The sequence below is a fragment of the Cryobacterium sp. BB736 genome (genome assembly GCF_014980265.1).
GTDB lineage: Bacteria > Actinomycetota > Actinomycetes > Actinomycetales > Microbacteriaceae > Terrimesophilobacter.
In genome coordinates, this window is record NZ_JABXWQ010000001.1 from 563,182 (window position 1) to 587,460 (window position 24,279).

Below are 24,279 nucleotides of genomic sequence, written 5' to 3' on the forward strand. Positions count from 1 at the left end.
CCTCTGTGGCTCCCGTAGGGCAGCCTCAGCACATGGGGTCGGCCGACGGCACCGTCCCGTTGATCAGAAAGTCGTCGACCGCGCGGTTCACGCACGAGTTGGACTTGTTGTAGGCGGTGTGCCCCTCACCCTGATAGGTGACCAGGTGGCCCTCGTCGAGCTGGTCGGCCAGGTTCACCGACCACTGGTACGGGGTCGCCGGGTCGTTCGTCGTCCCCACCACGAGAATCGGCGCCGAACCGGATGCGTGGATCTCTTGCCGGTCCCGCTCGGCCGGGAACGGCCATCCGTCACACGACGTGCCGTACGACATCAGCGGGCCGAACACCGGCGCCACCTTCGCCAGCTCGGCAGCCTGCGCGCGCAGCGTCTCCACCGACGAGTCGATCGGGTAGTCCAGGCAGTTGATCGCGGTGAACGCCTCCGTCGAATTGTCGCGGTAGGTGCCATCCGGATTCCGCCCGTTGTAGCTGTCGGCCAGCGCGAACGCGAAGTCCGCCTCCCCGCTCATCACCCGGGCGAACAGGTCGTTCAGGTACGGCCAGTTCTCCTGGCTGTACAGGGGCAGGATGATGGCCGTGAACATGGTCGATGCCCCAAGCATCCGACCGTCGGAGGCGCGCAACGGGCTGGCCTGCAGGCTCTGCAGCAGCGCGTTCACGGTCTGCATCGCCTGCTCGGGGGCGCCGCGGAACGGGCACTCCCGGCCGGTGCTGCAGTCCTCGAGGTAGGCCATCATGGCGCTCTCGAACCCGACCGCCTGGGTCGCGGTGACGTCGAACTCGCTCGTGGCCGGGTCAATCGCGCCGTCGAGCACGAGGCGCCCGGTCTTCTCCGGGAACAGCTCGGCGTAGGTCGCCCCGAGCAGGGTGCCGTAGGAGTAGCCGAGGTAATTCAGCTTCTTGTCGCCGAGGATCGCGCGCAGCAGGTCCAGGTCGCGTGCGGCGCTGTTCGTGTCGACGAAGCCGAGCAGGTCGCCGGTGTGATCGAGGCAGGCCTGACCGAATTCAGCCGAGGATGCCTTGTTCTCGGCGATCCAGGCATCCGACGCGAACTCGTTACCCGGCAGCTCGTACAGCCAGCGGTCCATCTGGGCGGGGTCGTCGTAGCAGGAGACCGCCGACGACCGGCCGACGCCGCGGGGGTCGAAGCCGACGATGTCGAACCGGTCGATCAGGTTGCCGGACACCGCATAGTCGAGGCTGTCGTGGATGAAGTCATAGCCGGAACCACCCGGCCCGCCGGGGTTCACCAGCAGCGACCCGATCCGGTCGCTGCTCTTCGCCACCGACCGGATGAGCGCCAGTTCGATCGACTCCCGCTCGGGCTCGTTCCAGTCGAGCGGCGCTGTCGCGGTCGCACACTGGAAGCCGTCACCGCAGTTCTCCCACTGCAGCACCTGCTTGTAGAACGCCTCGAGCTCGGGCGCGACCGACTCGTCGGTGGGAACGGATGTCTTGCTCGGCTCCTCGGGGACGAAGAACGACACACATCCGCTCAGTCCGACCACCGCCGCCGCGGCCACCGCGACCGCGCTGAGGGTTCGTCGGGTGCGTCGCTCTCTCATCTGGGCTGCCTCCTGGCGGTGATCAACATGGCTTCAAGGGCGAGGGCGGGCGCAACGTTGGCGTCAATACGCTGCCGCGCGGTGGTGATGGCGTCGAGGGTCTCGAGGGTCTGCGCCGGGGTCGACTCCTCGGCGGCGCGCTGCAGCTGGTCGCTGATCTCGAGGTTGATGGGTTCGCTTGCGACGCCCAGTTGCAGCAGCAGCACATCCCGGTAGAGCGACATCAGGTCGACCATGATGCGGTCCAGTCCGTCGCGCAGGCTGCGGGTGGCGCGGCGCTTCTGGTCCTCCTCGAGCGACTTCAGCTGCGAGCGCAGGGCGGGCGGAATGGTGCCGCCTGGCTCGATGCCGAGCGAGCGCATCGCGCTCTCACGCTCCTCGGCGTCACGTTCCTCGGTGATCGCCTTGGCATCTGCGGTCGCGACCTCCAGCAGGGTGGCGGCAGCGCTGACCGCTCCGGAGACGCTCCGGATGCCGAGGGCCGCCTGCAGGGTCTGCTCGCGACGCGCGCGCGCGTCGGCGTTGGTGGCAAGCCGGTGCGCCATGCCGATGTGGCTCTGCGCCTCGCGGGCGGCGCGGATCGCAAGTTCAGCGTCGACGCCGTCGCGGCGGGTGATCAGCTCGGCGACATCCTCCACGGAGGGAACCCGCAACCGCACGCTGCGCACCCGCGACCGGACGGTGGGTATCAGGTCAGCCTCGCTCGGCGCGCATAGGATCCACACCGTGCGCGGAGGCGGCTCCTCGAGCGCCTTCAGCAGCACGTTGGAGGTGCGCTCGGTCATCCGGTCGGCGTCCTCGATGATCATGACCCGGTAGCGGCTGACGGAGGGCGAGAACTGCGAGCTCGCGACCAGCGACCGCACCTCTTCGATCGAGATGATGACGCGGTCGGTGCTGAGCACGCCGAGATCCGGATGCGTGCGCGCCGCCACCTGGCGGCGGGTCGCCTCATCGCCGTCGGGGTTGCCGGGGCTGAGCAGCGCGGTCGCGAACGCGTAGGCGAGGTTGGAGCGCCCCGACCCGGGCGGACCGGTGATGAGCCACGAGTGGGTCATCCCGTCGCGCCCAGCGGCGGCGGCCTCCGCGGCCGATCGGAACACGTCGATCGCCTCAGACTGGCCGGTCAGCTCGTCCCACACCTGCATGCGTAAAGCCTAGGGTGCACCGCTGTCGGTGGTTCCCAGTTTCCCCCGGCCCGGCGCATCCGGCCCCGCCCGGCCCGCCCGACGCATCCGCATCGATAACAATCGGGAGCAGCGCTGCGGGGCGGTCAGCGGCGCGCGAGGAGGGCTTCGACGCGAGCGCGGATCGCCGCGGCGAGCGAGGCGACGTCCCCGGATGCGTCGAGCACCAGGAACCGCGCCGGCTCGGCCGCCGCAAGTTCGAGATAAGCGGAGCGGACCGTCGCGTGGAAGGTCTGCTCCTCCGCCTCGAGCCGGTCGTAGCGGGTGCGCGCCTCGTCGAGGCGACCGCGGCCGACGGACTCGTCCAGGTCAAGCAGGATCGTCAGGTCGGGGAGCAGGTCCTCGACCGCCCACAGCGAGATCCGACGAACATCGTCTGCGCCGAGACCGCGGCCGACACCCTGGTAGGCCACCGAGGAGTCGAAGTACCGGTCCTGGATCACCACCTCGCCGCGGTCAATCGCCGGCCGCACCTTGGTCGCGATGTGATGTGCACGGTCCGCCGCGTAGATGAGCGCCTCGGCGCGCGGCGCGATGTCGCCTCGCCGATGCAGCACAATCTCCCGCAGCTCATCACCAAGGTCGGTGCCGCCCGGCTCGCGAGTGCGCACGACGGTGTGTCCGGCATCCGTCAGCCAGCTCGTGAGCAGCTCCGCCTGGGTCGACTTGCCCGAGCCGTCGCCGCCCTCGAACGTGATGAAAAGCCCGGTCACGTCACTTCTTCTTCGCGGGAGCCTTGCGGGTGGTCTTGGCCTTCGCCTTCGCCTTCGGCTTGGCCGGACCCTTCGCCCGCTTGTCGGCGAGCATCTGCACCGCCCGCTCGAAGTCGATCTCCTCCGGCACCTCACCGCGCGGGACCGTCACGTTGGTTACACCGTCGGTGACATACGGCCCGAACCGGCCGTCCTTGATCTTGATCGCCTTGCCGCTCTCGGGGTCCAGGTTCTCGAACTCCTTCAGAGCACTGGACGCACGCGTGGCACCGTACTTCGGCTGCGCGAACAGTTCCAGCGCACCGGCGAGGTCGATCTCGAGGATCTGGTCCTCGCTCGTGAGCGACCTGGTGTCGGTGCCCTTCTTCAGGTAGGGGCCGTACCGGCCGTTCTGCGCGGTGATCTCCGCCTCGGACTCCGGATCGACGCCGACGACGCGCGGCAGGTTGAGCAGGGTCAGCGCCGTGTCGAGGTCGATGGTCGCAAGGTCCATCGACTTGAACAGCGACGCGGTGCGCGGCTTGGCGGCGGCCGCCTTCTTGGTGGCCGGCTTGCGCTTCTTCGGGGTCTCGACAGGCTCGACCACCGTCGCCGTCACCTCGCCGGTCGCGGCGTCCACGGTCTCGACAGGCTCGACCGCCGAGGTCTCGGCCTCCTCGGGATCCAGCTCGGTCACGTACGGGCCGAACCGGCCGTCCTTCGCGACGATCTGCTTGCCGTTCTCCGGGTTGATGCCGATAACCCGGTCGGTCAACACGGGCGCCTCGATGAGCTCGCGGGCCTTCTCGACCGTGAGCTCGTCGGGGGCGAGGTCCTGCGGGATGTTCACGCGGCGCGGCGTGCCGTCCGCGGCATCCGGATCCTCGACCTCAAGGTACGGGCCGTACTTGCCGATGCGCAGCGTGATGTCGTCATCGATCCGGGTCGAGTTGACGCTGCGCGCGTCGATCTCGCCCAGGTTGTCGATGACGTTGCGCAGGCCGCGGTGCCGCTGGCCGCCGAAGTAGAAGCTGGTGAGCCAGCCGACCCGGTCCTCCTCGCCGTCGGCGATGCGGTCGAGGTCGTTCTCCATGTCGGCGGTGAAGTCGTACTGCACCAGCTCGCCGAAGTAGTCCTCCAGCAGACGCACCACAGAGAACGCCACCCAGTTGGGCACCAGCGCGGTGCCGCGCGGGGTCACATACCCGCGGTCGATGATCGTCGAGATGATCGACGTGAAGGTGGACGGTCGCCCGATCCCGAGCTCCTCGAGCGTCTTGATCAGGCTTGCCTCGGTGTACCGCGGCGGCGGGCTGGTCTCGTGCCCCTTGGCCTCGACCGACGCCAGCGTGAGGCTCTGCCCCTCGGTCAGCGCCGGCAGCTTCGCCTCGGTCGGCTCTGCGGTCTCGTTCTGCTCCTCGTCACGTCCCTCTTCATAGGCGGCCAGGAAGCCGCGGAAGGTGATCACGGTGCCGCTTGCAACGAATTCGGCGCGGTCTCCGGATGCCGTGGCCGCGGTGATCGTGACCGTGGCGGTCGACCCCTTGGCATCCGCCATCTGGCTGGCGACGGTGCGCTTCCAGATCAGGTCGTACAGCTTCCAGTCGTTGCCGCGCAGCGTGCCCTGCAACTCGGACGGGGTGCGGAAGGTGTCACCGGATGGGCGGATCGCCTCGTGCGCTTCCTGCGCGTTCTTCGACTTGCCGCTGTAGACGCGCGGCTTCTCGGGAACGCTGTCGGCTCCGTACAGCGCCTTCGCCTGCGTGCGGGCCGCGTTGGTGGCCTGCTGCGACAGCGACGGCGAGTCGGTTCGCATATAGGTGATGAAACCGTTCTCGTACAGGCTCTGCGCGACGCTCATCGTCTGCCGGGCGGAGAAGCGCAGCTTGCGGGCGGCCTCCTGCTGCATCGTCGACGTCGTGAACGGCGCGGCCGGCCGACGCGTGTACGGCTTCGACTCGACCGAGGTCACCGTGACAGAGGTCGACGCCTCTCGCAGTGCCGTCGCGAGCGCCTCGGCTGCCGCCTCGTCGAGGGCGACAGCATCCGTCTTCAATGCTCCACGGTCATCGAAGTCGCGGCCGGTGGCGACTCGCGAGCCGTTCAGGCGGGCGAGACGCGCGTCGAACAGGTCCTTCTGCTCGGCCGGGGTGAGACTCGCGGACAGGTCCCAGTAAGTCGCCGCGATGAAAGCCAGTCGTTCGCGCTCACGCTCGACCACCAGTCGGGTAGCGGCGGACTGCACGCGGCCGGCCGACAGCCCGGGGCCAACCTTGCGCCACAGCACCGGCGACACCTCGTAGCCGTACAGGCGGTCCAGGATGCGGCGGGTCTCCTGCGCGTCAACGAGTGCGGTGTCGATCTCGCGGGTGTTGTCGCGGGCGTGCTCGATGGCGTCCTTGGTGATCTCGTGGAACACCATGCGCCGCACGGGAACCTTGGGGTTCAGCACTTGCAGCAGGTGCCACGCGATGGCCTCGCCTTCGCGGTCCTCATCAGTTGCGAGGTAGAGCTCGTCGGCGTTCTTGAGCGCCTTCTTCAGCTCGGAGACCGTCTTGCGCTTCTGGTCGGACACGACGTAGTACGGCTCGAAGCCGTTCTCGACATCCACGGAGAACTTGCCGAGCGAGCCCTTCTTCAGCTCCGGCGGCAGGTTTTTCGGCTCGATGAGGTCACGAATGTGGCCGACGGAGGCCTGCACTTCGTAATCGTCACCGAGGTACTGCGCGATGGTCTTCGCCTTTGCAGGTGACTCGACGATGACCAGTTTCTTCGTGCCGGGCACGGAACTCCTTGAATGTCTGAATAGAACAGGGGACACCATACACACGAAAACACCGCGCGCTCTATTGGCGCGGCGGAGCGGGTCCGGCGGTGGCGAGAGCCGCCACGGGCAGTCCAAGCACGATCGTGCTGGCCCTGACGGTCACGATAGCGCCATCCTGACGGCATCCGCTGAGCGCCGCCCCGTTCGCTTCGGCGACGACGGATGCTTGCTCGCAGGGCACCCCGGGGACGATGCCGATCGCGACGTCCGCTGCGGCGAGTGCTGCGGCATCCGCTGCCCCTGCGACCCGCTGCTTCGCGACCAGCACTATATAGAGAGGTACGAACAGCATGGTCAGCGCGAGAGTGCCGGTGATGAGCGCGACCGCGAGTAGCGAGCCGGACCCGCGCTCGTCGGCGCGCATCAGCCTCCTCCGGCGAGTGCGCAGCTGCGCGCTGTCAGGGTGATGGCGCCGAATAGCCCCGGCCCGTGCACCGTCGCCGTGACGCACACGAGCTCACTGCCGCTCTCGATTGCTCCGGATGCGCCGGGCACGAGCCGGCCGACATCCACCGGGTCGCCCCTCGCCGTGGCGCGGGCAGCGACCGCGGCGGCATCCTGCAACCGCACCTGCTGGCTGGCGAGCTGCACCGAGCCGAGGCAGCACGCGAGCACGAGCATCACGGCGGGCACGGCAACCGCGAATTCTGCGGCCACCGTGCCCGCTTCGGCGTCAGCCGGCGAACGTGAGCGCACGCTGCACCAGGTCGGTGAGCATGCCGCGCACCTCATCGGAGCGCATGATCACCACCAGCAGCCCCGCGAAGCCGACCGCCGCCATCGTCGCGATGGCGTACTCGGCGGTGGCCGCGCCGGTCTCGCCTGCGAGGCGACGCCTGAGTCTGAATCTCATCTGTTCCTCCTTCTAATCGAGGACAGTGTCGAGCGGACCACTGGCAGTCCCGGGCATCCGGGCTCGCCGCCGTGTGCGAACCTCACAGCCCGGAGACCGTTGAGGAGACGACCGCGATCATCAGCGGCGCAACCCCCAGCAGCATGAACGCGGGCAGCACGCACACGCCGAGCGGGATCATCAGTGTCACCGCGAGCTTCGCCGCCCTGCGCTGCCCTTCGCTGCGCGCGTCGAGCCGCTGCTGTTCGGCTTCGCTGCGCAGCAGGGCCGCCGCGGGCACCCCGGCCCGCACGGACAGCGCGAGCACCGCATCGACCTCGGCTGCGTCGCTCGGCAGACCGCAGCTGCGGCTCGCCTCGGCAACCGCCTCGCGTGCCCGGTCAACGGATGCCCCGCCAGACAGCGCGATCGCCAGCAGCTCGAGCTGCAGGCCCGGCGTTGGGTCGGTCGGGGTTGCCGCCCGTAGCAGGCGGCGGTTCCACATCCGGGCGGCGAGCATGAGCCCTGCCCCGAGAACGAGACAGGCGAAGCCGGCCGGGGTGCCGAAGAGGATGCCCAGGGTGTCGAATCCGAGTGCCGCGCCGAACAGCAGCCCCACCAGCGGGAGCGCCAGCACCATCCGTGCGGTCGCCGCGGGCGCCGCGAGGGCGACCGAGACGTCGCGCTGGGTCTGGGCGAGATCGCGGAGGGTTTGCGCGAGCGACCTCAGTGTCGGCGCGAGCGGAGCCCCTGCATCGGTCGCAATCCGCCAGGCCGCGGCGAGGCTTCGCCAGACCGGATCGCCCTGACTGCTGGCCAGAATCGCGTCGGCGATCGGCGCATCCGTCGCAGCGATCTGCCGCACGCGCGGGTCGGCGCTCTGCTCGGCGAGGTAGCCCCAGGCGGAGCCGGGCGTGACGCCCGCGGCCAGCAGCACGGCAAGCCGTTGCACCGTCTGGGCGGCCGGGCCGACCGGGTCAGCCGCGTGCTTCGGCACCGCCCGCTTCATGGGCTCACGGGGGGCGCCTCGACGGTCGTGAGCCGGTCCCGATCATCGAGCTCGAAGGAACCGAGCTGGGCGAGCCGGCGCACGCCGCCGCGCCGCTCGAGGTGAAGCACCGCGCCAATGGCGCTCACCGTCTGGCGGGCGATCGCGGTTGGACCGAGACCGGCGAGCGCGCCGAGCGCCTCCATCCGTGCCGGGACGTCTCCGAGTGAGTTGGCGTGCAGGGTGCCTGCGCCGCCGTCGTGGCCGGTGTTGAGCGCCGCGAGCAGTTCGCGCACCTCCGCGCCGCGGCACTCCCCCACCACCAGCCGGTCGGGGCGCATCCGCAGCGCTTCGCGTACCAGTCGCTCCATGCCGACGCCGCCTGCGCCCTCCAGGTTCGCCTGCCTCGCTTCGAGTGACACGAAGTGCTGGTGCTCGACGTGGAGTTCGGCGACATCCTCGATCGCGACGATCCGGTCGCTCGGGTCGGCGCTCGCGAGCATCGCCGAAAGCAGGGTGGTCTTGCCGCTGCCGGCCGCCCCGGTGATCAGCACGTTCGCGCGCCGTTCGACCAAATGGACAACGGATGCGGCGGGCACGTCGGCGAAGAACCCCGCCCGCTCGAGGTCGTCGAGCGAGAGCCGCCTGAAGCGCGGCAGCCGGATCGAGATGAGCGTGCCGCCGGTGGAGATCGGCGGCAGCACCGCGTGCACCCGGATGCCGTCGTGCAGTCGCACGTCGACGCACGGTGTCGCCTCGTCGATGTGCCGTCCGCCGAGTGCGATCAGGCGGACGGCGAGTTCGCGGAGTCGACCCTCGTCCAGTTCAAGGGAGGGCTGGCGCAGCAGACCTGCGCCGCGGTCGACCCACAGCCCGTCCACCCCGTTGACGAAGACATCCGTCACATCCGGGTCGGCGACGAGCGCCGCCAGCTCACCGAATTCGGGCAGGTTGCGGCGGGTCGGTGTGTCCTGGCTCGCACCGGGTGGGCTGGCGACGAAACGCGGCTCGAGCATGCGGCGACGCTACGCGCCAGCCGCCGACGATCCGGTTCTGACTCGGGCCAGCAGTGCGCTCCGGCTCACCGGCCGCTATCGGGAGGAGCACCCGTCGCCCGCCCAACCTCCGGCTTCTAACCCATCTCAAGGAAAAAGCGCCGCTTCGAGACGGATGACGGGCATCCGGGGCGGAACGCGGCCGGATCTCCTTGAAACGGGTTAAAAAAGAGGGGCGGCGCCTGTTGGGGGGAACCGGCGCCGCCACGGCAGTCAGCTGATTGGGGGGAATCGTTGCGGACTGCCAGTCATCCATGACGGATTGACCACATCAGTCTAGTGCAGGGCGAGACCTTTTCAATGGGGAAACACTGTGAGGCGGGTAGTCTCGATTCTGGTGCGCCGAAACAGCCGCACCGAGACCGCAAAGAAGCGTTTCAGGAGTGTAATGAGCGAACAGATCGACAGCCTGCTGCACGAGGAACGGCGCTTCCCGCCGAGTCCCGAGTTCGCCGCTCAGGCGGTTGCGACGAGCGACTTGTATGAGCGCGCCGCCGCCGACCCGGTCGGTTTCTGGGCGGATCAGGCCCGCGAGTTGCTGCACTGGGAAACCCCGTTCACGCAGACCCTCGACTGGAACAACCCACCGTTCGCGCGCTGGTTCGCCGACGGACGCCTGAACGTCGCCTACAACTGCCTCGACCGGCACGTAGAGGCCGGAAACGGCGACCGGGTCGCGATCTACTGGGAAGGCGAGCCCGGCGACAGCCGCACCATCACCTACGCCGAGCTCACCGCCGAGGTGAAGAAGGCGGCGAACCTGCTCACCGAGCTCGGCATCCGCCAGGGCGACCGGGTCGCCATCTACCTGCCGATGATTCCGGAGGCCGTCGTCGCGATGCTCGCGGTCGCCCGTATCGGCGCGGTGCACTCGCTGGTCTTCGGCGGCTTCAGCGCCGACAGCCTCAGGTCGCGGATCGAGGATGCGACCGCCAAGCTGGTCATCACCGCCGACGGCGGATACCGCAAGGGCAAGGTCTTCCCGCTCAAGCCGACCGTCGACACCGCGCTCACCGGCGAGACCAGCGTCGAGAACGTGCTCGTCATCAAGCGCGGTGGCAACGAGGTCGACTGGACCGAGGGTCGCGACCTGTGGTGGCACGAGGAGCTCGAGAAGGTCGACGCCGAGCACGAGGCGAAGGCATTCGAGGCCGAGAACCCGCTGTTCATCCTGTACACATCCGGCACGACCGGGAAGCCCAAGGGCATCCTGCACACCTCCGCCGGGTACCTGATGCAGAACGCCTTCACGCAGCGCATCGTCTTCGACCTGAAGCCGGAGACGGATGTCTACTGGTGCACCGCCGACGTCGGCTGGGTCACCGGACACAGCTACGTCGTCTACGGCCCGCTCGCCAACGGCACCTCGGTGGTGATGTACGAGGGCACGCCGGACACCCCGCATCCGGGTCGCTGGTGGGAGATCGTCGAGAAGTACAAGGTGACGATCCTGTACACCGCGCCCACCGCCATCCGCTCGTTCATGAAGGTCGGCAGGGAGCACCCGCAGCGCTTCGACCTCAGCTCGCTGCGCGTGCTCGGCTCGGTCGGCGAACCGATCAACCCGGAAGCCTGGGTCTGGTACCGCGAGATCATCGGAGGCGGCACAACCCCGGTCGTCGACACCTGGTGGCAGACCGAGACGGGCGCGATCATGATCTCCGCGCTGCCCGGCGTCACCACCGCCAAGCCGGGTTCGGCGCAGGTGCCGATCCCCGGAATCTCGGTGGATGTGCTCGACGAGCAGGGCAATCGCGTCGGCAACGGCAACGGCGGCTACCTCGTGGTCACCGACCCGTGGCCCTCAATGCTGCGCGGCATCTGGGGCGACCCGGAGCGCTTCATCGAGACCTACTGGGAGAAGTTCGACTTCCCCGGTGCGAACAAGCGCCGCATGTACTTCGCGGGCGACGGCGCGCGGCTGGACGAAGACGGCGACATCTGGCTGCTTGGCCGGGTCGACGATGTGATGAACGTGTCCGGTCACCGTCTCTCGACGATGGAGATCGAGTCGGCGCTCGTGTCGCATCCGATCGTTGCCGAGGCGGCCGTCGTCGGGGCCTCCGATGACACCACCGGGCAAGCGGTTGTCGCGTTCGTGATCTTGCGTGCCAAGCAGGCCGAGGCGCAGACGGCCGAGGAGGCGAGCGCGATCCTGCGGGCCCACGTCGCCGAGCAGATCGGCGCGATCGCCCGGCCGCGTCAGGTATTCGTCGTCACCGAGCTGCCGAAGACCCGCTCGGGCAAGATCATGCGGCGACTGCTTCAGGATGTCGCGGAGGGGCGCCAGATCGGCGACACCACCACTCTTGCCGACACCTCAGTGATGCAGGTGATCACCGAGAAGCTGCAGTAGCGCGGAGTCGCTTACGCGAACTCGACGATGAACTCGACCTCGACGGGCGAGTCCAGCGGCAACGCCGCGACGCCAACCGCGCTGCGTGCGTGCATGCCCGCGTCGCCGAACACCTCGAAGAGGAGGTCTGACGCGCCGTTGATGACACCGGGCTGGCCGGTGAATGCGGGATCGGATGCGACGAAACCGACGACCTTGACGACTCTGGTCACGCGATCCAGCGAACCGATCACCGACTTGATGGCCGCGAGACCGTTCAACGCTGACTCGCGGGCGTAACCCTTCGCATCCGCCGGTGACACCAGAGAGTCGCCCTCGCCCACCTTGCCGGTCGCCGGAAGCTTCCCGCCAACGAACGGCAGCTGGCCGGCCGTGAAGACGTGATTGCCGCTGACGACCGCGGGCACGTAGGACCCGGCGGGAGCGGCAAGCTCGGGAAGGGCGATACCAAGTTCGGCGAGACGAGCGTCGATGCTCATGCGGATTCTTTCTCCCTCTTGAAGTAGGCCACGAGCCCACCCTCTGGGCCCTGCACGACCTGCACCAGTTCCCAGCCCTGCTCGCCCCAATTGTTGAGGATGGCCTGAGTGTTGTGGATGATCAGCGGGGTAGTGAGGTACTCCCAACGTTTCATTTCGGTTTCCGTTCAGCTTTCCCGAGTAGGCCATCCCGTACGCTGTATCCTATGCCTTCTGAAAACTCGAAGCTTCCGGGCGCCCTGAAGGGCTTCCTCGGCATGGTCGGTCTCAGTGGTCTCGCGGGTGTCCTCATCACAGCCCTCGTGACTCCCGCGCTCGCCGTCACCAGCATGACCGCGAACTCCTCGATCGGCATCTTCGAGGCGCTGCCCGATTACATCGAGATCGGTGACCAGTCGGTGAAGAACACCCTCTATGGAGTGTCGGGCGGCGAGTACGTCCCCTTCGCGACGATGTATAAGCAGAACCGTGAAGAATTGGGCTGGGACCAGGTGTCCGAGTTCATCAAGCAGGCGGTCGTCGCCGGCGAGGACCGTCGGTTCTGGGAGCACGGCGGTGTCGACATGCAGTCAATCGCCCGAGCGGCAGTCGGCAACGCCGTGTCCGGTGACATCGACAGCGGTGCGTCGACGCTGACCATGCAGTTGGTCAAGAACATCAACATGCAGGAAGCGGTGCGCATCACCGACCCCGAGGAGCGCAAGGCGGCGCTCCAGAAGGCGCAGGAGCAGAGCCTCGAGCGCAAGCTGCGAGAGGCGAAGCTCGCGATCGGACTGGAGAAGACCTACTCCAAGGAAGACATCATGCTCGCGTACCTCAACATCGCGGGCTTCGGCAACAACACCTACGGCATCGAGGCCGCGTCGAAGCAGTACTTCAGCAAGCCTGCTGCGGATGTCACGCTCGCCGAGGCGGCCAGCCTGATCGCGATCGTCCAGTATCCGAACGCGCGCAATCTCGACAGCCCTGAGAAGTACCAGGCCAACAAGAACCGTCGTGACGACATCCTCAAGATCATGCTCGAGCTCGACATGATCACCAAGGCGCAGCACGACGAGGCTGTGGCCACGCCCATCGAGTCCTACGTCAACATCAGCGCTCCCGCGAGCGGATGCATGTACGCGTCGTACTCCGCACAGAACTTCTGCGACTACGTCTCGTTCGTCGTCCCCGAGTTGGAGAGCCTCGGAGCGGACCCCAAGGAGCGTCAGGCGAACTGGGACCGCGGCGGATACGACGTCTACACGACCATCAACCTGGACCAGCAGGTCGCGGCCAAGGCGATCACCGACGAGCAAGCCCCCGCTTCTGAATCGCGCTTCTCGCTCGGCGCAGCGGTGAGTGCAGTCGAGCCCGGCACCGGCAAGATCCGCGTGATGGCGCAGAACAAGCACTTCGACAACTCCCAGGAGGGCGGCGGCCCGGAGACGACTGCGGTCAACTTCAACACCGACCGGCCCTACGGCGGTTCGTCCGGGTTCCAGGTCGGATCGACCTACAAGATCATCACGCTGGCCGCATGGCTGAAGGCGGGACACGGCCTGCAGGAGGTCGTCGACGGCACGAACGCCAAGGTATTCAAGCGGTTCCCGTCCTGTGAGGGCGACTGGGTCGGCAACCAGAAGTTCCACAACTTCGCCAACCAGAGCTTCGGCCGGATCACCGTGCAGCAGGCGACCAACTCGTCGGTCAACACGGCCTACCTCTCGATGGCCCAGCAGCTCAACCTGTGCGACATCCGGGACACCGGACTCGACATGGGCGTTCACCGCGCCGACGAGGCGAAGCTGCAGGCGAACCCGTCGGCCGTTATCGGCACCAACGAGATCGCGCCAATCAGCATCGCGACCATGATCGCCACCATCGCCGCCGGCGGAAAGTCCTGCGACCCGATCGCAGTCGAGAAGATCGTCGACCGTGATGGCGCCGAGCTTGCCGGCCAGGCACCGAAGTGCCGGCAGGCCCTGTCGCCGGAGGTCGCGGCGGGAGCCGCGCACGCGCTGCAGCAGGTGATGTCTCGCGGTACCGGTGCTGTCGCCAACCCGTTCGTCGGCATCCCGCTGGTCGGCAAGACCGGCACGAGCGACAACGCCGAGCACACCTGGATGGTTGCGGCGAGCACGAACATCGCGCTGACGGTCTGGGTGGGCAACATCATGGACCACGCCGACCTGAGCCGCATCGCCTTCGGCGGCGGAAACGGTGCCAGCGCACGTCACCGCATCTTCAAGCCGGTGATGGCGAATCTACTCGGCCTATACGGCGGCAACGGGTTCCCCGACGCGCCCGGCAACCTGATCACGGGCACCACCACCGTGCTGCCGGACTTCTCCGGCCAGTCGGTCGCCACCGTCAAGTCGGCGCTCGAAGGGCTCGGGTTCGAGTACACGGATGGCGGCACCGTGGCATCCGCCCTCCCCGCCGGCGTGGTCGCTTCGACCGACCCGCCCGCTGGCAGCCGGCTGTCGCCTGGCTTCAGCGTCACCGTGTACGTGAGCGACGGGTCGCTCGCGGGGACCGTTCCGAACGTCGTAGGGATGACCGAAGGCGAGGCCAGGGCAGCGCTCGCGGCCGAAGGACTCACCAAGGTGAAGGTGGACAAGGTCGATACGACAGATCCCTCCCAGGTGGACAGGGTCATCTCGACCAGCCCGGGTGCAGGTACTGGCGTATCCAAGTCCGACACCGTCACCATCACGGTCGGCAGGGCGCCGCGAGGCGGTCCGACTCCCGGGCCCGACCCCGACGACGACTGATGGGAGCCGCTAACCGGGTAATCGGCGGCGCGCTCGCGACGGTCGGCGCCGCAGCCCTCGGGGCGCTCGCCTGGGGCACCGTCGTGGAGCGGAATCGCTTCACGGTGCGGCGGGAGGTCGTGCAACTGCTCGACCCGAGCGCTCGACCGATCACAGTGCTGCACCTCGCCGACCTGCACCTCGCACCGTGGCAGCGCACCAAGATCGACTGGGTGCGCGAGCTCGCGGTTTTCGAACCGGACTTCATCGTGAACACCGGCGACACGCTCGGACATACGGATGCCTTGGACGCGGTCGCGTACGCACTGGAGCCGTTCCGCGGCATCCCGGGTGTCTTCGTGCACGGTTCGAACGACTACATCGGCCCCGAGGCGAAGAACCCGTTCGCCTATCTGGCCGGTGAAAGTCGCCCGGGGCGAGACGGGGGGAACCGTCTCGACACCGCCGGGTTGGAGGAGCTCTATCGCGACCTCGGCTGGTACGACCTGAACAATGCGGCACGCGCGATCGAGTTCCGGGGCTCCCGGCTCGAGCTCGTCGGAACCGGTGACGCCCACCGCGGGTGGGACCGTCTGGACCTGCTTCCCGGCATCGTCGACGACCTGCGCGAGAACGTGGGCTGGGAGGACGACCGGGTCGGGCCGGCCCCGGTGACGATCGGGGTGACACACGCTCCGTATCAGCGGGTGCTCAACTCGCTCGTGAATCACGGTGCCGACATGATCTTCGCTGGGCACACCCACGGCGGTCAGGTGCGCGTGCCCGGTTACGGTGCGCTGGTCGCCAATTGCGACATCCCGTTGGACCAGGCCAGCGGCCTGAGCACCTGGCATCACGCCGGCCGGATGGCTCATCTGAACGTGTCGGCGGGGCTCGGCACGTCGATTTATGCGCCGGTTCGCTTCGCTTGCCCTCCGGAAGCCGTTCTCGTGACACTCACTGCCGATGATTTCGGCTATTCTTGATTAGTCGACGGGGTGTGGCGCAGTTTGGTAGCGCGCTTCGTTCGGGACGAAGAGGTCGTGGGTTCAAATCCCGCTACCCCGACACAAATGAGAAGGGCCACCGAGAGGTGGCCCTTTTTGTTGCCCTAAAGGCTTAAGCGGTCAGGCGAAGTCGGGGTCCGGCGCGGAGTTGTACGCGGTGTCCATCGGCGACAGCACCCGGTTGCCTCGGTTCAGGCGCCCACCGCTCTCGTCCAGGTAGCAGGACCCGCACAGCGACTCGTAGACGACCTCACCGACCTCGATCGCGACCTGGTCCCCATCGAAGATGAACCGGTCGCCGATCTTGCGCGCGTTGAACACCGCCTTGCGGCCACAACGACAGATGGTCTTCAGCTCCTCAAGCGAGTGCGAGATCTCCAGCAGCCGCCTGCTGCCCGGGAACGCCACGGTCTGGAAGTCGGTGCGGAGACCGTAAGCCAGCACCGGCACGTCCTCCAGGATCGCGATGCGCAGCAGGTCGTCGATCTGCCCCTCTGTGAGGAACTGTGCCTCATCCACCAGCAGGCAACTCACGTCCCGGCCGGTCTCCTCCTTCACTTCCTGCCGCGCCTGCGCGAACAGCTCGAGCACGTCATCCGTCGCCGCGATCATGAAGTCCACCGGCCGGGTGACGCCCAGTCGCGAGACGATGAGGGATGCGCCCTTGGTGTCGACTTGCGGCTTGGCGAGCAGCACCTGCTGGCCGCGCTCCTCGTAGTTGTAGGCGGCCTGGAGCAGCGCGGTGCTCTTGCCGCTGTTCATCGCGCCATAGCGAAAATAAAGCTTTGCCACTACTGCAGGTATCCGTCCTCGGCGGCACGGCGGATCAGTTCCGCCTTCTTTCCCGCCGGCCTGTTGGCCTTGGCGTACTTCTCGCGCACTCGGCGCAAGTACGTTTTGGCCGTCTCATACTTCACGTTCATCCGTCGGGCCACCTCTACCGTGGTGAGCCCAGACACATAAAGCCTAAGCGCTTCCTCTTCGCCGCCGCTGAGCTTGGGACGGGTCGTCGCGGTGGCACCGACCGGCAGCGGCCGCCAGTTGCGGGTGCTGGGGCCGACCTCGACTCCCATGACCCGACGCGCAACGTCCATCACCTCGTGCATCGGCAACGACTTGGACAGGAACGCGGATGCGCCGGCATCCATAGCGCGCTCCCTCGCGTCACGTGTGTCCAGACTGCTGATCACGATCACCTTCGCGCCGGCAGCGCGGCAGGTGCGCACGCGCGCCTCGATGGAGATGGACTCCTGCAGCTGGAAGTCGAGGAAGACCAGCTCCGTCGGGAAGTTCGCGCTGTGCACGAGCTCGAGCCAGGTCTGCGCCGCGAGCACGAGGTCGAAGTCGAGCGCGTTGGCGGCGATCCAGCTGGCCAGGCTGTCGAGCAGCAACTCATGGTCGTCAAGAACTGCCAGGCGAACCGGCGCACGCTCCCCGACGGCCTCGGGAGCGACAAGCTGTGGATCATCGGTGCCCATAAGAGAACCTTATTATCAACGCGGAGCGGGACGGTTTCACCCGGAAGTCGGGGAAGACGATGCGCATCACCGCGAAGTAGGGCCGAAGCGCGGCTCTGGCCGCTTGCTCGGTGAGCGTCACCCTCATGGCGACCGAATTGACGCGCGTATCGGCGTCGCTGCCGATCCGCAGTTCGCCGCTGACGAGGTGCTCTTCGTCGTGCAACGCGACGAGGAGGGCGCGCAGCGCGGTGCGCTGGTTCGACTCCATCGCCGATGCGAGTCCCCGCGAGTCGTCGAGGGTGATCGTACGCGTCCTGCCGAACGTTCCCATCAGCTCATCGAGCCAGCTCCGGTCCGCTTCGGCGACCATGACGGTTCGGATCGCGGTCGAGATCGCCGCGGCCCGCGCCCGGTCCGCCTCGGTGACGTCCGCACGTTCCAGCAGGTCGTGGAAGAACGGCAGGACCTCTCCTTCCAGGATGCTGACCCGGTCGCGGTGCACCGCACGCGAGATGCCACCGGCGACCGCGTCGATGCGCAGGTCTGAGGTGTTCACGTTCCAGTTCCGCCACCGCTCGAGTGCGCGCAGCATCCACCCGTTGTAGGCGGCGGATGCGTAGGTCAGGGCGAGCAGACCGAGCATGCTGGCGAGCAGGTAGGTGATCGGGGGCAGCGCATCCGACAACTCGGGCAGGCGGGTCACGGTCAGGAAGCCGATGAGGATCGCGGATGTCGTGCCCAGAGCGGCGAGTTCGTCAACCGGTCGGTACGGGCCGAGCGCGAAGAGCAGGATGCCGAGCGAGATCGCGGCCCAGTCGTCCTGAATGAAGTCGTTCGACCCGGCCTGGCTCGCGTGGGACAGCCCCGCGGCGGTCAGCGCGAGCAGGTGCACACTCAGGTGCGCCCCGGAGGTGAATGGCGCACGTTGCGGGCTGGTTTCGATGAGCGCGATCGCGCACGCGAACGCGAGGGCGGAGATCGCCAGCGCGGCGAGCAGCGGGTTGGCGATGTGGTCGAGCGAGCGCACGGTGGTGAACAGTGCGTACCCGAGCGCGAGGACCGAGAAGCCGATGATCAGCGGGCGGCCATCCAGGGTGCCGACCGGGTCGAGCTGCTGGCGGGTGAGTTCGGGTTGAGCGCTCACGACGAGCCCCCGCCCCGGGCGTCCTGGCCGCTGGTCGGGACGCGGAGCATGATCGAGGTTCCCCGGCCGAGCGTCGACCACACCTGGGCCTGCCCGCCCACGGCTTCGATGCGCTGGTGCACCGAGGTGCGCAGCCCCATCCGGTCGCGTGGGGCGGATGCCTCATCGAAACCCTTCCCGGAGTCGATCACCATCACGCACACCTCGTCGCCGGCGGCGTAGACGGCGACCTCGGCGAGCATCGTGCCCGAGTGCTTGCTCACGTTCACCAGGCACTGCTTCACTGCCTGCCCCAGGGCGATGGAGGTCTGCCGATCGAGTCGACCGACCGCGCCCAGGTCGCCGGTCGTCTGCACCTCGAGCCCGAGCATCCGGCCCTCCTGGATCGCGGCGAACAGGCCGCTGTGCTGCCAGTCGGCGCGCAGCTCCCCGGCGACGCCGGGCGTCTCGTCGGAGAGCCAGTCCTCGCCGAGGAGAAGCTGCAGGTCACGCTCGATCTGGGTTCGCATCCGCGGGTCGAGCCCGCCATCCGGTGCCGAGGCGATCGCGCCAAGGTGCCCGAGCACGGTGTCGTGCATCAGCGCGGCCGCCTTCACTTCGATGCGGTGCCGCAGCGCTGACAGCTCCTCCTCGCGCGCCGCGCGGTACAGCCGCGGTTGCGCGTCCCTGAGTCCCCCGCCGGTGGCGGAGACCAGCGGGCGGAGGGCGACGCTCGCGACGGCGATCGCCAGCGTCGTCGTGTCGAAGGCCAGGAACCTGCCGGACAGAACGGATGCCGTCAGGACGGCGCCTTCGGCAACGACGTAGCCGGCGATGGTCCAGCTCACGCTCGGCCAGGCGCCGACCCTGGAGGTGCCGGCCATGACCAGCGCGGTCTTCGCGGCGACCAGGGAGTACCCGTAATCGGTGATGCCCGCATCCGGCCCCGACAGGAACGCGTGGGCGAACAGGAACAGTGCAGTCGCGCCGACCAGCAGGTAGAGGACGGTCATCGCGTCGCTGTCGGTCTGCCGCCGGATGGCGAGCACGACGATGGCGACCGCGAGAGTCAGTGCGGACAGCCATATGGTCGGTCCCAGCCGGGCACCGAGAGCCAGCGCGATGAGGAGCATGCCGCCCAGGAGCGTGAACGCGAGTGCGTGCTGACCCCGCGTGTAGGCGCGGCTGAGGACCTGCGTTGCGCGGTGCGCCGGAAGTCCGATAGCCACGGGTGCCAGGCCTCATCAGTTCGGGTAGTGGGGCACCTGAGTATCGCACCGATTGTGGCCGAGTTGTACCCCAGTTCCCGCGAACTGGGGGCGAAAATTTGCCGATCAGGACCGTTTTGTGCCCCATCGTGGCGCCATGCGCGTCAACTCGATGGGACACCGGCGACGAGGTGGAGCAGGCGTCCGGACCAGCGGCGTCGCAGCCACCTGTCGTGACTCGCCACGACAACAGCCCCCGGGTAGGCGCCCAACGCGTCCTCCAGGTCGCTCGCGAGTTGCAGCGACAGGTGGTTGGTGGGCTCGTCCAGAAGGAACACGTGCGGGGGCCGGCCGATGATGAGCGCGAGTGCCAGCCGTCGCTGCTGCCCGACCGAAAGCGATCCGACCGGGTGGTCGAGGTCACGCGGTGCGATCAGCCCAAGCGACACAAGCGGGGTCGCCTCGGCGCGGCGCTCCCCTAGCCGGCTTTCGTAGATGGAGCGTGGGGTGTCAGACGGATCGGCGAACCGTACGTCCTGCTCGAGCAGCGCCACCCGAAGCCCGCGTGCGCGCATCACCGTGCCGCGCGCTGGCTCGATGGTGCCGGCCAGCATCCCGAGGAGCGTCGACTTTCCCGCGCCATTCGCCCCGGTCACCAGCAGCCGCTCGGTCGCGGTCAGCTGCAATTGCGCCATCCGGATGCGGCCGTCAACCGTTGCTTCGCGCACGAGAATGACGGTGTCCGGGTTGTCTGGCCCCAGCACGCGCCTGCCGGCTTCGCGGGCTGGGAGCCCGGTGAACTGCAGCGGCGCCGGCGGCTTCCGCACCGCGTGCTTGCTCAGTTCGTCCAGCCGAGCCCGCGCATTGCGCACCCGGCGACTCACCTGAGCCTGCACTCGTGCACCGTGTCGGTCATACCCCATCTTGTTGTTGTCTCGGATGGCGCGATCCGGCGCGACAGCACGCGCGGTCACCGCGACGGAGTGCTCGAGCTGCTTCAGCTCGTCCTGCTCTCGTTCGAACTGCTCCTCCCAGCGGGCGCGCTCGGCCGCCTTCTCGGCGAGGTAGCCGGTGTACGCGCCGCCGGATGCCGCGCCGTACCGGGTAGTCCCGCCACGGCTCGGGTCGAGGTCGAGCAGATCGGTGGCCGTCTCATCGAGGAACGCGCGGTCGTGGCTGGCGAACACGACCGGTCCGCGCCAGCCGGTGAGTTCGCGGTGCAGGTATTCTGCCGCCTCGTCATCGAGATGGTTGGTCGGCTCGTCAAGCAGCACGAAATCGGGTCGCTCCAGCAGGAGAGCGGCGAGCGCGAGCCGCGACCGTTGGCCGCCGGACACCTCTGCGAGGGTTCGCTCGCCCGGGAGGCTGCCGACCCCGAGGCCGTCGAGGACCTCGTCCCGGCGGGCGTCGATCGACCAGAGGCCCACCCGCTCGGCCTCGGCGAGGACACGGTCGTAGCGGTCCGCAGCATCCGGTGTCCCCGACGCCAGGCCGGCGGCGGCATCCTCCAACTCCGCGCCGACGGCGCGGACCGGCGCGAGGGCATGTTCGATGAGCGCGCCGATCGCCGTGGTGGGCGCAAAAGGCACCTCCTACTGCAGCAGGCCGGCGCGCTTCGGCGCCACGACGCTGCCGGAATCGGGCTCGTCAACGCCTGCGAGAATGCGGAGCAGCGTCGACTTGCCGACGCCGTTCTCGCCGATCAGACCCAGTCGGTCGCTGGGCGCGACGACAAGGCTGAGATCGGTGAGCACCCTGCGGTCGCCGTAGCTCTTCGAGATGCTGTCCGCGCGGACATGGCCGATTGCGAGTGAATTGCTGGCTGTGCGCATCGCATGCGCCCCTTCGTACGAAGACGACTCCCGCCGGGCACAGCCTCGGACGCGGGACGAAGGGAAGTCACAGCCACATAGCGGGTACGACCCTAGCAACCGGTGCGCAGGGTCGTCAACGGCCGGATCAGACCAGTTCGAGCGCCTTTGCGGTGGTCTCGAGGGTCTTCACGGCGAGCTTCGGGTCATCCGAGAGCTTCAGCCCATAACTGGGCACCATCTGCTGGATGGTGCCCTCCCACTTGGGCAGCTGATTCGGGAAGCACCGTGAGAGCAGGTCGAGCATGATCGGCACCGCCGTCGACGCTCCCGGTGAGGCACCGAGCAGGCCGGCGATCGTGCCGTCGGCGCCGGTGACGACCTCGGTGCCGAACTGCAGGATGCCGCCCTTCTTGGTGTCCTTCTTGATCACCTGCACGCGCTGGCCCGCCGTGATCTGCCGCCACTTGCCCGGGCGCGCATCCGGCATGAACTCGCGCAGCGCCATGAATTTGGTGTGCTTGCTCGCGAGCACCTGCGTGATCAGGTACCAGGTGAGGTCGAGGTTGTCCTTGAACACCGCGAGCATCGGGATGATGTTGCCCGGGCGGATCGAGAACGGCAGGTCGAACCAGGAGCCGTACTTCAGGAACTTCGGCGTGAAGCCCGCGTACGGACCGAACATCAGGCTCGGCTTGCCGTCGACGACTCGCGTGTCGAGGTGCGGCACCGACATCGGCGGCGCGCCAACCGCGGCCTTGCCGTACACCTTGGCGAGGTGACTCGCGACGATCTCCGGGTCGTCGGTGCGCAGGAACTGGCCGCTGACCGGGAAGCCGCCGAAGCCGCGCGCTTCGGGGATTCCGGATGACTGCAGCAGCGACAGTGCGCCGCCGCCCGCGCCGACGAAGACGAAGCGCGCGTATTCGGTGGTCGGGGTGCCGCCGACGATGTGGCGGGTGTTCAGGCGCCAGACGCCGTTCTTCTGCCGCTTGAGGCCGGTGACTTTGCGCTCGGTGTGCAGCTCGGCGCCACCGGCGACCAGATTGTCGATCAGGTTACGGGTGAGGGCGCCGAAGTCGATGTCGGTGCCCTCGATCGAACGCGTCGCCGCGATCGGCTGGTCCTTCTTACGGCCGGGCAGCAGCGCGGGTGCCCACTCGTAGATGACGGCTGGGTCCTCGCTGTACTCCATGCCGTCGAACAGCGGGTGATCCTTCATCGCCTCGTAGCGGCGGCGGAGGAACTTCACGTTCTCCTCGCCCCACACGAAGCTCATGTGCGGGACCGGGTTGATGAACGCCTCCGGGTCGGGGAGAAGCCCCTTGCCCACGAGGTGCGCCCAGAACTGCCGGGAGACCTGGAACTGCTCGTTGATCTTGACGGCCTGCGAGATGTCGACGGTGCCGTCGGGCAGCTCCTTGGTGTAGTTCAGCTCGCACAGGGCAGAGTGGCCGGTGCCGGCGTTGTTCCACGCGTTCGAGCTCTCCTGCGCGACGTCCGGGAGCCGCTCGAAGATGCGGATTGTCCAGTCGGGCTCGAGTTGCTGGATGATTGCGCCGAGGGTGGCACTCATGATGCCGCCACCGATGAGCGCGACGTCGATGGGGGCGGATGCTGAACTCACGCCCTCCAGTTTAGCCGCGCCCGACGGGCCGCTTCGCCCGTCGAGGGTCGCTCAGAATCGAGCTTCTTCCCGCCTTCTGAAAATGCAGGAGATTGTGCTCGAAAACGGCGTTCCCTTGCCAGAACGCTCCAAATGGGCCGGATCTCCTTCATTTTCCGGACGGCTAGAGGGCGGCGACCGCGCCTGCGATGAGGCCGGCGCCCGCGATGATCAGGCCGGCGGTGAGGCTCGCGACACCAAGCCAGAGCAGTGCGATCAGCCGGTTGGGGCGCTGCGGCTCGCGGCCGATCACCGAAAGGAAGAAGCCGGCAGGCATCAGGATCGCCGCAATCGGCACCAGCGATCGGCCCGCCCACAGCCAGCCACCTTCGAGGGCGCTCAGGTCGATGATGGCGAGGATCGCGACGCTGAGCACGAGCAGCACCGCGGCATGTGCGTGGCCAGCGCGGAAGAACGACTTCTGCAGTCCGTTGGCCGCTACCTTGCCTCCCATCACACGCGTGAGGAAGTAGCCGCCGGACTCGACCGTGACCAGGGCGAGCAGCAGGATGCCTGCAAGCAGCAGCGATTGTGGTTGGATAGTCATGGTATCCAGTATTGGATAGCGTCACTATCTTGTCAAGGAGCATCGTGCGCATTTCCGAGCTCGTCGACCGCACCGGCGTTCCGCTCGCGACCGTGAAGTACTACCTGCGCGAGGGTCTCCTCATGCCCGGGCAGGCAACCGGCGCGACCCAGGCGGACTACGACGACGCGCACGTGGAGCGGCTGGGGCTCATCCGGGCGCTGATCGACGTGGCCGGGTTGAGCGTGAAGCGGGCCAAGGCCGTGATCGACGTGATCGAGCATCCGGAATCGGACCTGGTCCGCACCATCGGCCGGGCGCTCGAAGAGCTGCCTCCGTATGGCGGGTCGGATGCGGCGGAGTACCCGCGAGCGAAGCGGGCCATCGAGGCCCTGGGCCAGGTGTACGACCCGGACTACGCGGCGGTGGCTCAGCTTGAGCGAGCGCTCGCCGCGGCCGAGGCGGCGGGCGTGCCGATGACCGACGATCGGCTGCGGGCGTACGGCGGGGCGATCATGGAGCTGGCCGAGTTCGATATCGGCAACATGAGCACCACCGACCCGGCGGATGCGGTCAAGTACGCGGTGCTCGGCACCGCCCTGTACGAGCCGGTCATCGCGGCGATGCGCCGGCTCGCGCATCAGGACGCGGTGTACCGCGCCCTCGGCGGCTCCTCTTAACCCATCTCAAGGAGATCCGACGGCGGATGCCCGTACTCGCCCGTACGGGAGTCCCGAACGGCAGATACTCCTTGAAACGG

General features: G+C 67.9%; 22 protein-coding genes, 1 tRNA gene and 1 pseudogene. 5 read left to right on the forward strand and 19 right to left on the reverse strand.

The annotated features are described in order from the left end of the window. Positions 1 to 25: 25 nt before the first annotated feature. From IRG63_RS02625 to IRG63_RS02665, 9 genes are all read right to left on the reverse strand, one after another. On the reverse strand, positions 26 to 1,567 hold the full coding sequence (locus IRG63_RS02625; protein WP_193509147.1) for an alpha/beta hydrolase: 1,542 nt from the start codon (positions 1,565 to 1,567) through the stop codon (positions 26 to 28). Beyond that, the gene (locus tag IRG63_RS02630; RefSeq protein WP_193509148.1) at positions 1,564 to 2,715 is read right to left on the reverse strand and encodes a DNA polymerase III subunit delta'; all 1,152 of its coding nucleotides are present in this window, start codon (positions 2,713 to 2,715) and stop codon (positions 1,564 to 1,566) included. The genes IRG63_RS02625 and IRG63_RS02630 overlap by 4 nt, the downstream gene beginning before the upstream one ends. Before the next feature lie 125 nt (positions 2,716 to 2,840). Then, positions 2,841 to 3,467 carry a dTMP kinase gene (gene tmk / locus IRG63_RS02635; RefSeq protein WP_193509149.1) on the reverse strand — a complete coding sequence of 209 codons (627 nt, stop codon included), beginning with the start codon at positions 3,465 to 3,467 and terminating at the stop codon, positions 2,841 to 2,843. Position 3,468: 1 nt separating this feature from the next. Next, complete coding sequence (topA, locus tag IRG63_RS02640; protein WP_193509150.1) at positions 3,469 to 6,231, reverse strand: type I DNA topoisomerase; 2,763 nt, start codon at positions 6,229 to 6,231, stop codon at positions 3,469 to 3,471. Between the two features lie 61 nt (positions 6,232 to 6,292). Beyond that, complete coding sequence (locus IRG63_RS02645; RefSeq protein ID WP_168625700.1) at positions 6,293 to 6,637, reverse strand: Rv3654c family TadE-like protein; 345 nt, start codon at positions 6,635 to 6,637, stop codon at positions 6,293 to 6,295. Further along, positions 6,637 to 6,930 carry a TadE family type IV pilus minor pilin gene (locus IRG63_RS02650; RefSeq protein WP_370566159.1) on the reverse strand — a complete coding sequence of 98 codons (294 nt, stop codon included), beginning with the start codon at positions 6,928 to 6,930 and terminating at the stop codon, positions 6,637 to 6,639. The genes IRG63_RS02645 and IRG63_RS02650 overlap by 1 nt, the downstream gene beginning before the upstream one ends. Before the next feature lie 16 nt (positions 6,931 to 6,946). Further along, positions 6,947 to 7,126, reverse strand: coding sequence for a DUF4244 domain-containing protein (locus IRG63_RS02655; RefSeq protein ID WP_193509151.1), 180 nt, complete (start codon positions 7,124 to 7,126; stop codon positions 6,947 to 6,949). Between the two features lie 82 nt (positions 7,127 to 7,208). After that, positions 7,209 to 8,102 (reverse strand): type II secretion system F family protein, encoded by an 894-nt coding sequence (locus tag IRG63_RS02660; RefSeq protein WP_370566160.1) that lies wholly within the window; start codon positions 8,100 to 8,102, stop codon positions 7,209 to 7,211. 8 nt (positions 8,103 to 8,110) lie between these two features. Further along, complete coding sequence (locus tag IRG63_RS02665; RefSeq protein WP_193509153.1) at positions 8,111 to 9,109, reverse strand: TadA family conjugal transfer-associated ATPase; 999 nt, start codon at positions 9,107 to 9,109, stop codon at positions 8,111 to 8,113. Between the two features lie 427 nt (positions 9,110 to 9,536). On the opposite strand from IRG63_RS02665, the gene acs reads away from it, so the two are divergent. After that, complete coding sequence (acs, locus tag IRG63_RS02670; protein ID WP_193509154.1) at positions 9,537 to 11,504, forward strand: acetate--CoA ligase; 1,968 nt, start codon at positions 9,537 to 9,539, stop codon at positions 11,502 to 11,504. Between the two features lie 11 nt (positions 11,505 to 11,515). Here the strand turns inward: acs and IRG63_RS02675 are convergent, their stop codons facing one another. Then, a complete protein-coding gene (locus tag IRG63_RS02675; protein WP_193509155.1) occupies positions 11,516 to 11,983 on the reverse strand; it encodes a RidA family protein in 468 nt (155 codons plus the stop codon). Positions 11,984 to 11,997: 14 nt separating this feature from the next. Then, positions 11,998 to 12,138: pseudogene (locus tag IRG63_RS02680) on the reverse strand (DUF4177 domain-containing protein); the annotation flags it as partial. A gap of 51 nt (positions 12,139 to 12,189) precedes the next feature. Here IRG63_RS02680 and IRG63_RS02685 point away from each other — a divergent pair. The 3 genes from IRG63_RS02685 (at position 12,190) to IRG63_RS02695 (ending at position 15,786) form a co-directional block, all read left to right on the forward strand. After that, complete coding sequence (locus IRG63_RS02685; RefSeq protein WP_193509157.1) at positions 12,190 to 14,739, forward strand: transglycosylase domain-containing protein; 2,550 nt, start codon at positions 12,190 to 12,192, stop codon at positions 14,737 to 14,739. Further along, the gene (locus tag IRG63_RS02690; RefSeq protein ID WP_193509158.1) at positions 14,739 to 15,704 is read left to right on the forward strand and encodes a metallophosphoesterase; all 966 of its coding nucleotides are present in this window, start codon (positions 14,739 to 14,741) and stop codon (positions 15,702 to 15,704) included. Before IRG63_RS02685 ends, IRG63_RS02690 begins: the two co-directional genes overlap by 1 nt. 8 nt (positions 15,705 to 15,712) lie before the next feature. Beyond that, positions 15,713 to 15,786: transfer RNA gene (locus tag IRG63_RS02695), tRNA-Pro, on the forward strand. Positions 15,787 to 15,845: 59 nt separating this feature from the next. Here the strand turns inward: IRG63_RS02695 and IRG63_RS02700 are convergent. The 8 genes from IRG63_RS02700 to IRG63_RS02730 form a co-directional block, all read right to left on the reverse strand. Further along, positions 15,846 to 16,517 (reverse strand): thymidine kinase, encoded by a 672-nt coding sequence (locus IRG63_RS02700; protein ID WP_193509159.1) that lies wholly within the window; start codon positions 16,515 to 16,517, stop codon positions 15,846 to 15,848. Then, positions 16,517 to 17,203, reverse strand: coding sequence for a response regulator (locus IRG63_RS02705; RefSeq protein ID WP_193509160.1), 687 nt, complete (start codon positions 17,201 to 17,203; stop codon positions 16,517 to 16,519). Before IRG63_RS02705 ends, IRG63_RS02700 begins: the two co-directional genes overlap by 1 nt. After that, positions 17,190 to 18,329: a hypothetical protein gene (locus tag IRG63_RS02710; protein ID WP_193509161.1), complete on the reverse strand. Its 1,140-nt coding sequence runs from the start codon at positions 18,327 to 18,329 to the stop codon at positions 17,190 to 17,192. Before IRG63_RS02710 ends, IRG63_RS02705 begins: the two co-directional genes overlap by 14 nt. Further along, on the reverse strand, positions 18,326 to 19,537 hold the full coding sequence (locus tag IRG63_RS02715) for a sensor histidine kinase (RefSeq protein WP_193509162.1): 1,212 nt from the start codon (positions 19,535 to 19,537) through the stop codon (positions 18,326 to 18,328). The genes IRG63_RS02710 and IRG63_RS02715 overlap by 4 nt, the downstream gene beginning before the upstream one ends. Positions 19,538 to 19,680: 143 nt before the next feature. Then, entirely contained in the window at positions 19,681 to 21,105 is a 1,425-nt protein-coding gene (locus IRG63_RS02720; protein ID WP_370566161.1) for an ATP-binding cassette domain-containing protein, read from the reverse strand. A 3-nt stretch (positions 21,106 to 21,108) separates the two neighbouring features. After that, positions 21,109 to 21,348 carry an ATP-binding cassette domain-containing protein gene (locus tag IRG63_RS13690; RefSeq protein ID WP_227411703.1) on the reverse strand — a complete coding sequence of 80 codons (240 nt, stop codon included), beginning with the start codon at positions 21,346 to 21,348 and terminating at the stop codon, positions 21,109 to 21,111. 127 nt (positions 21,349 to 21,475) lie between these two features. Next, a complete protein-coding gene (locus IRG63_RS02725; protein WP_193509163.1) occupies positions 21,476 to 22,954 on the reverse strand; it encodes a malate:quinone oxidoreductase in 1,479 nt (492 codons plus the stop codon). Between the two features lie 163 nt (positions 22,955 to 23,117). Next, positions 23,118 to 23,540 carry a hypothetical protein gene (locus IRG63_RS02730; RefSeq protein ID WP_193509164.1) on the reverse strand — a complete coding sequence of 141 codons (423 nt, stop codon included), beginning with the start codon at positions 23,538 to 23,540 and terminating at the stop codon, positions 23,118 to 23,120. Positions 23,541 to 23,584: 44 nt separating this feature from the next. Between IRG63_RS02730 and IRG63_RS02735 the strand changes: the two genes are divergently transcribed. Next, positions 23,585 to 24,199 carry a MerR family transcriptional regulator gene (locus tag IRG63_RS02735; protein WP_168625717.1) on the forward strand — a complete coding sequence of 205 codons (615 nt, stop codon included), beginning with the start codon at positions 23,585 to 23,587 and terminating at the stop codon, positions 24,197 to 24,199. The last annotated feature ends 80 nt before the right edge of the window (positions 24,200 to 24,279 follow it).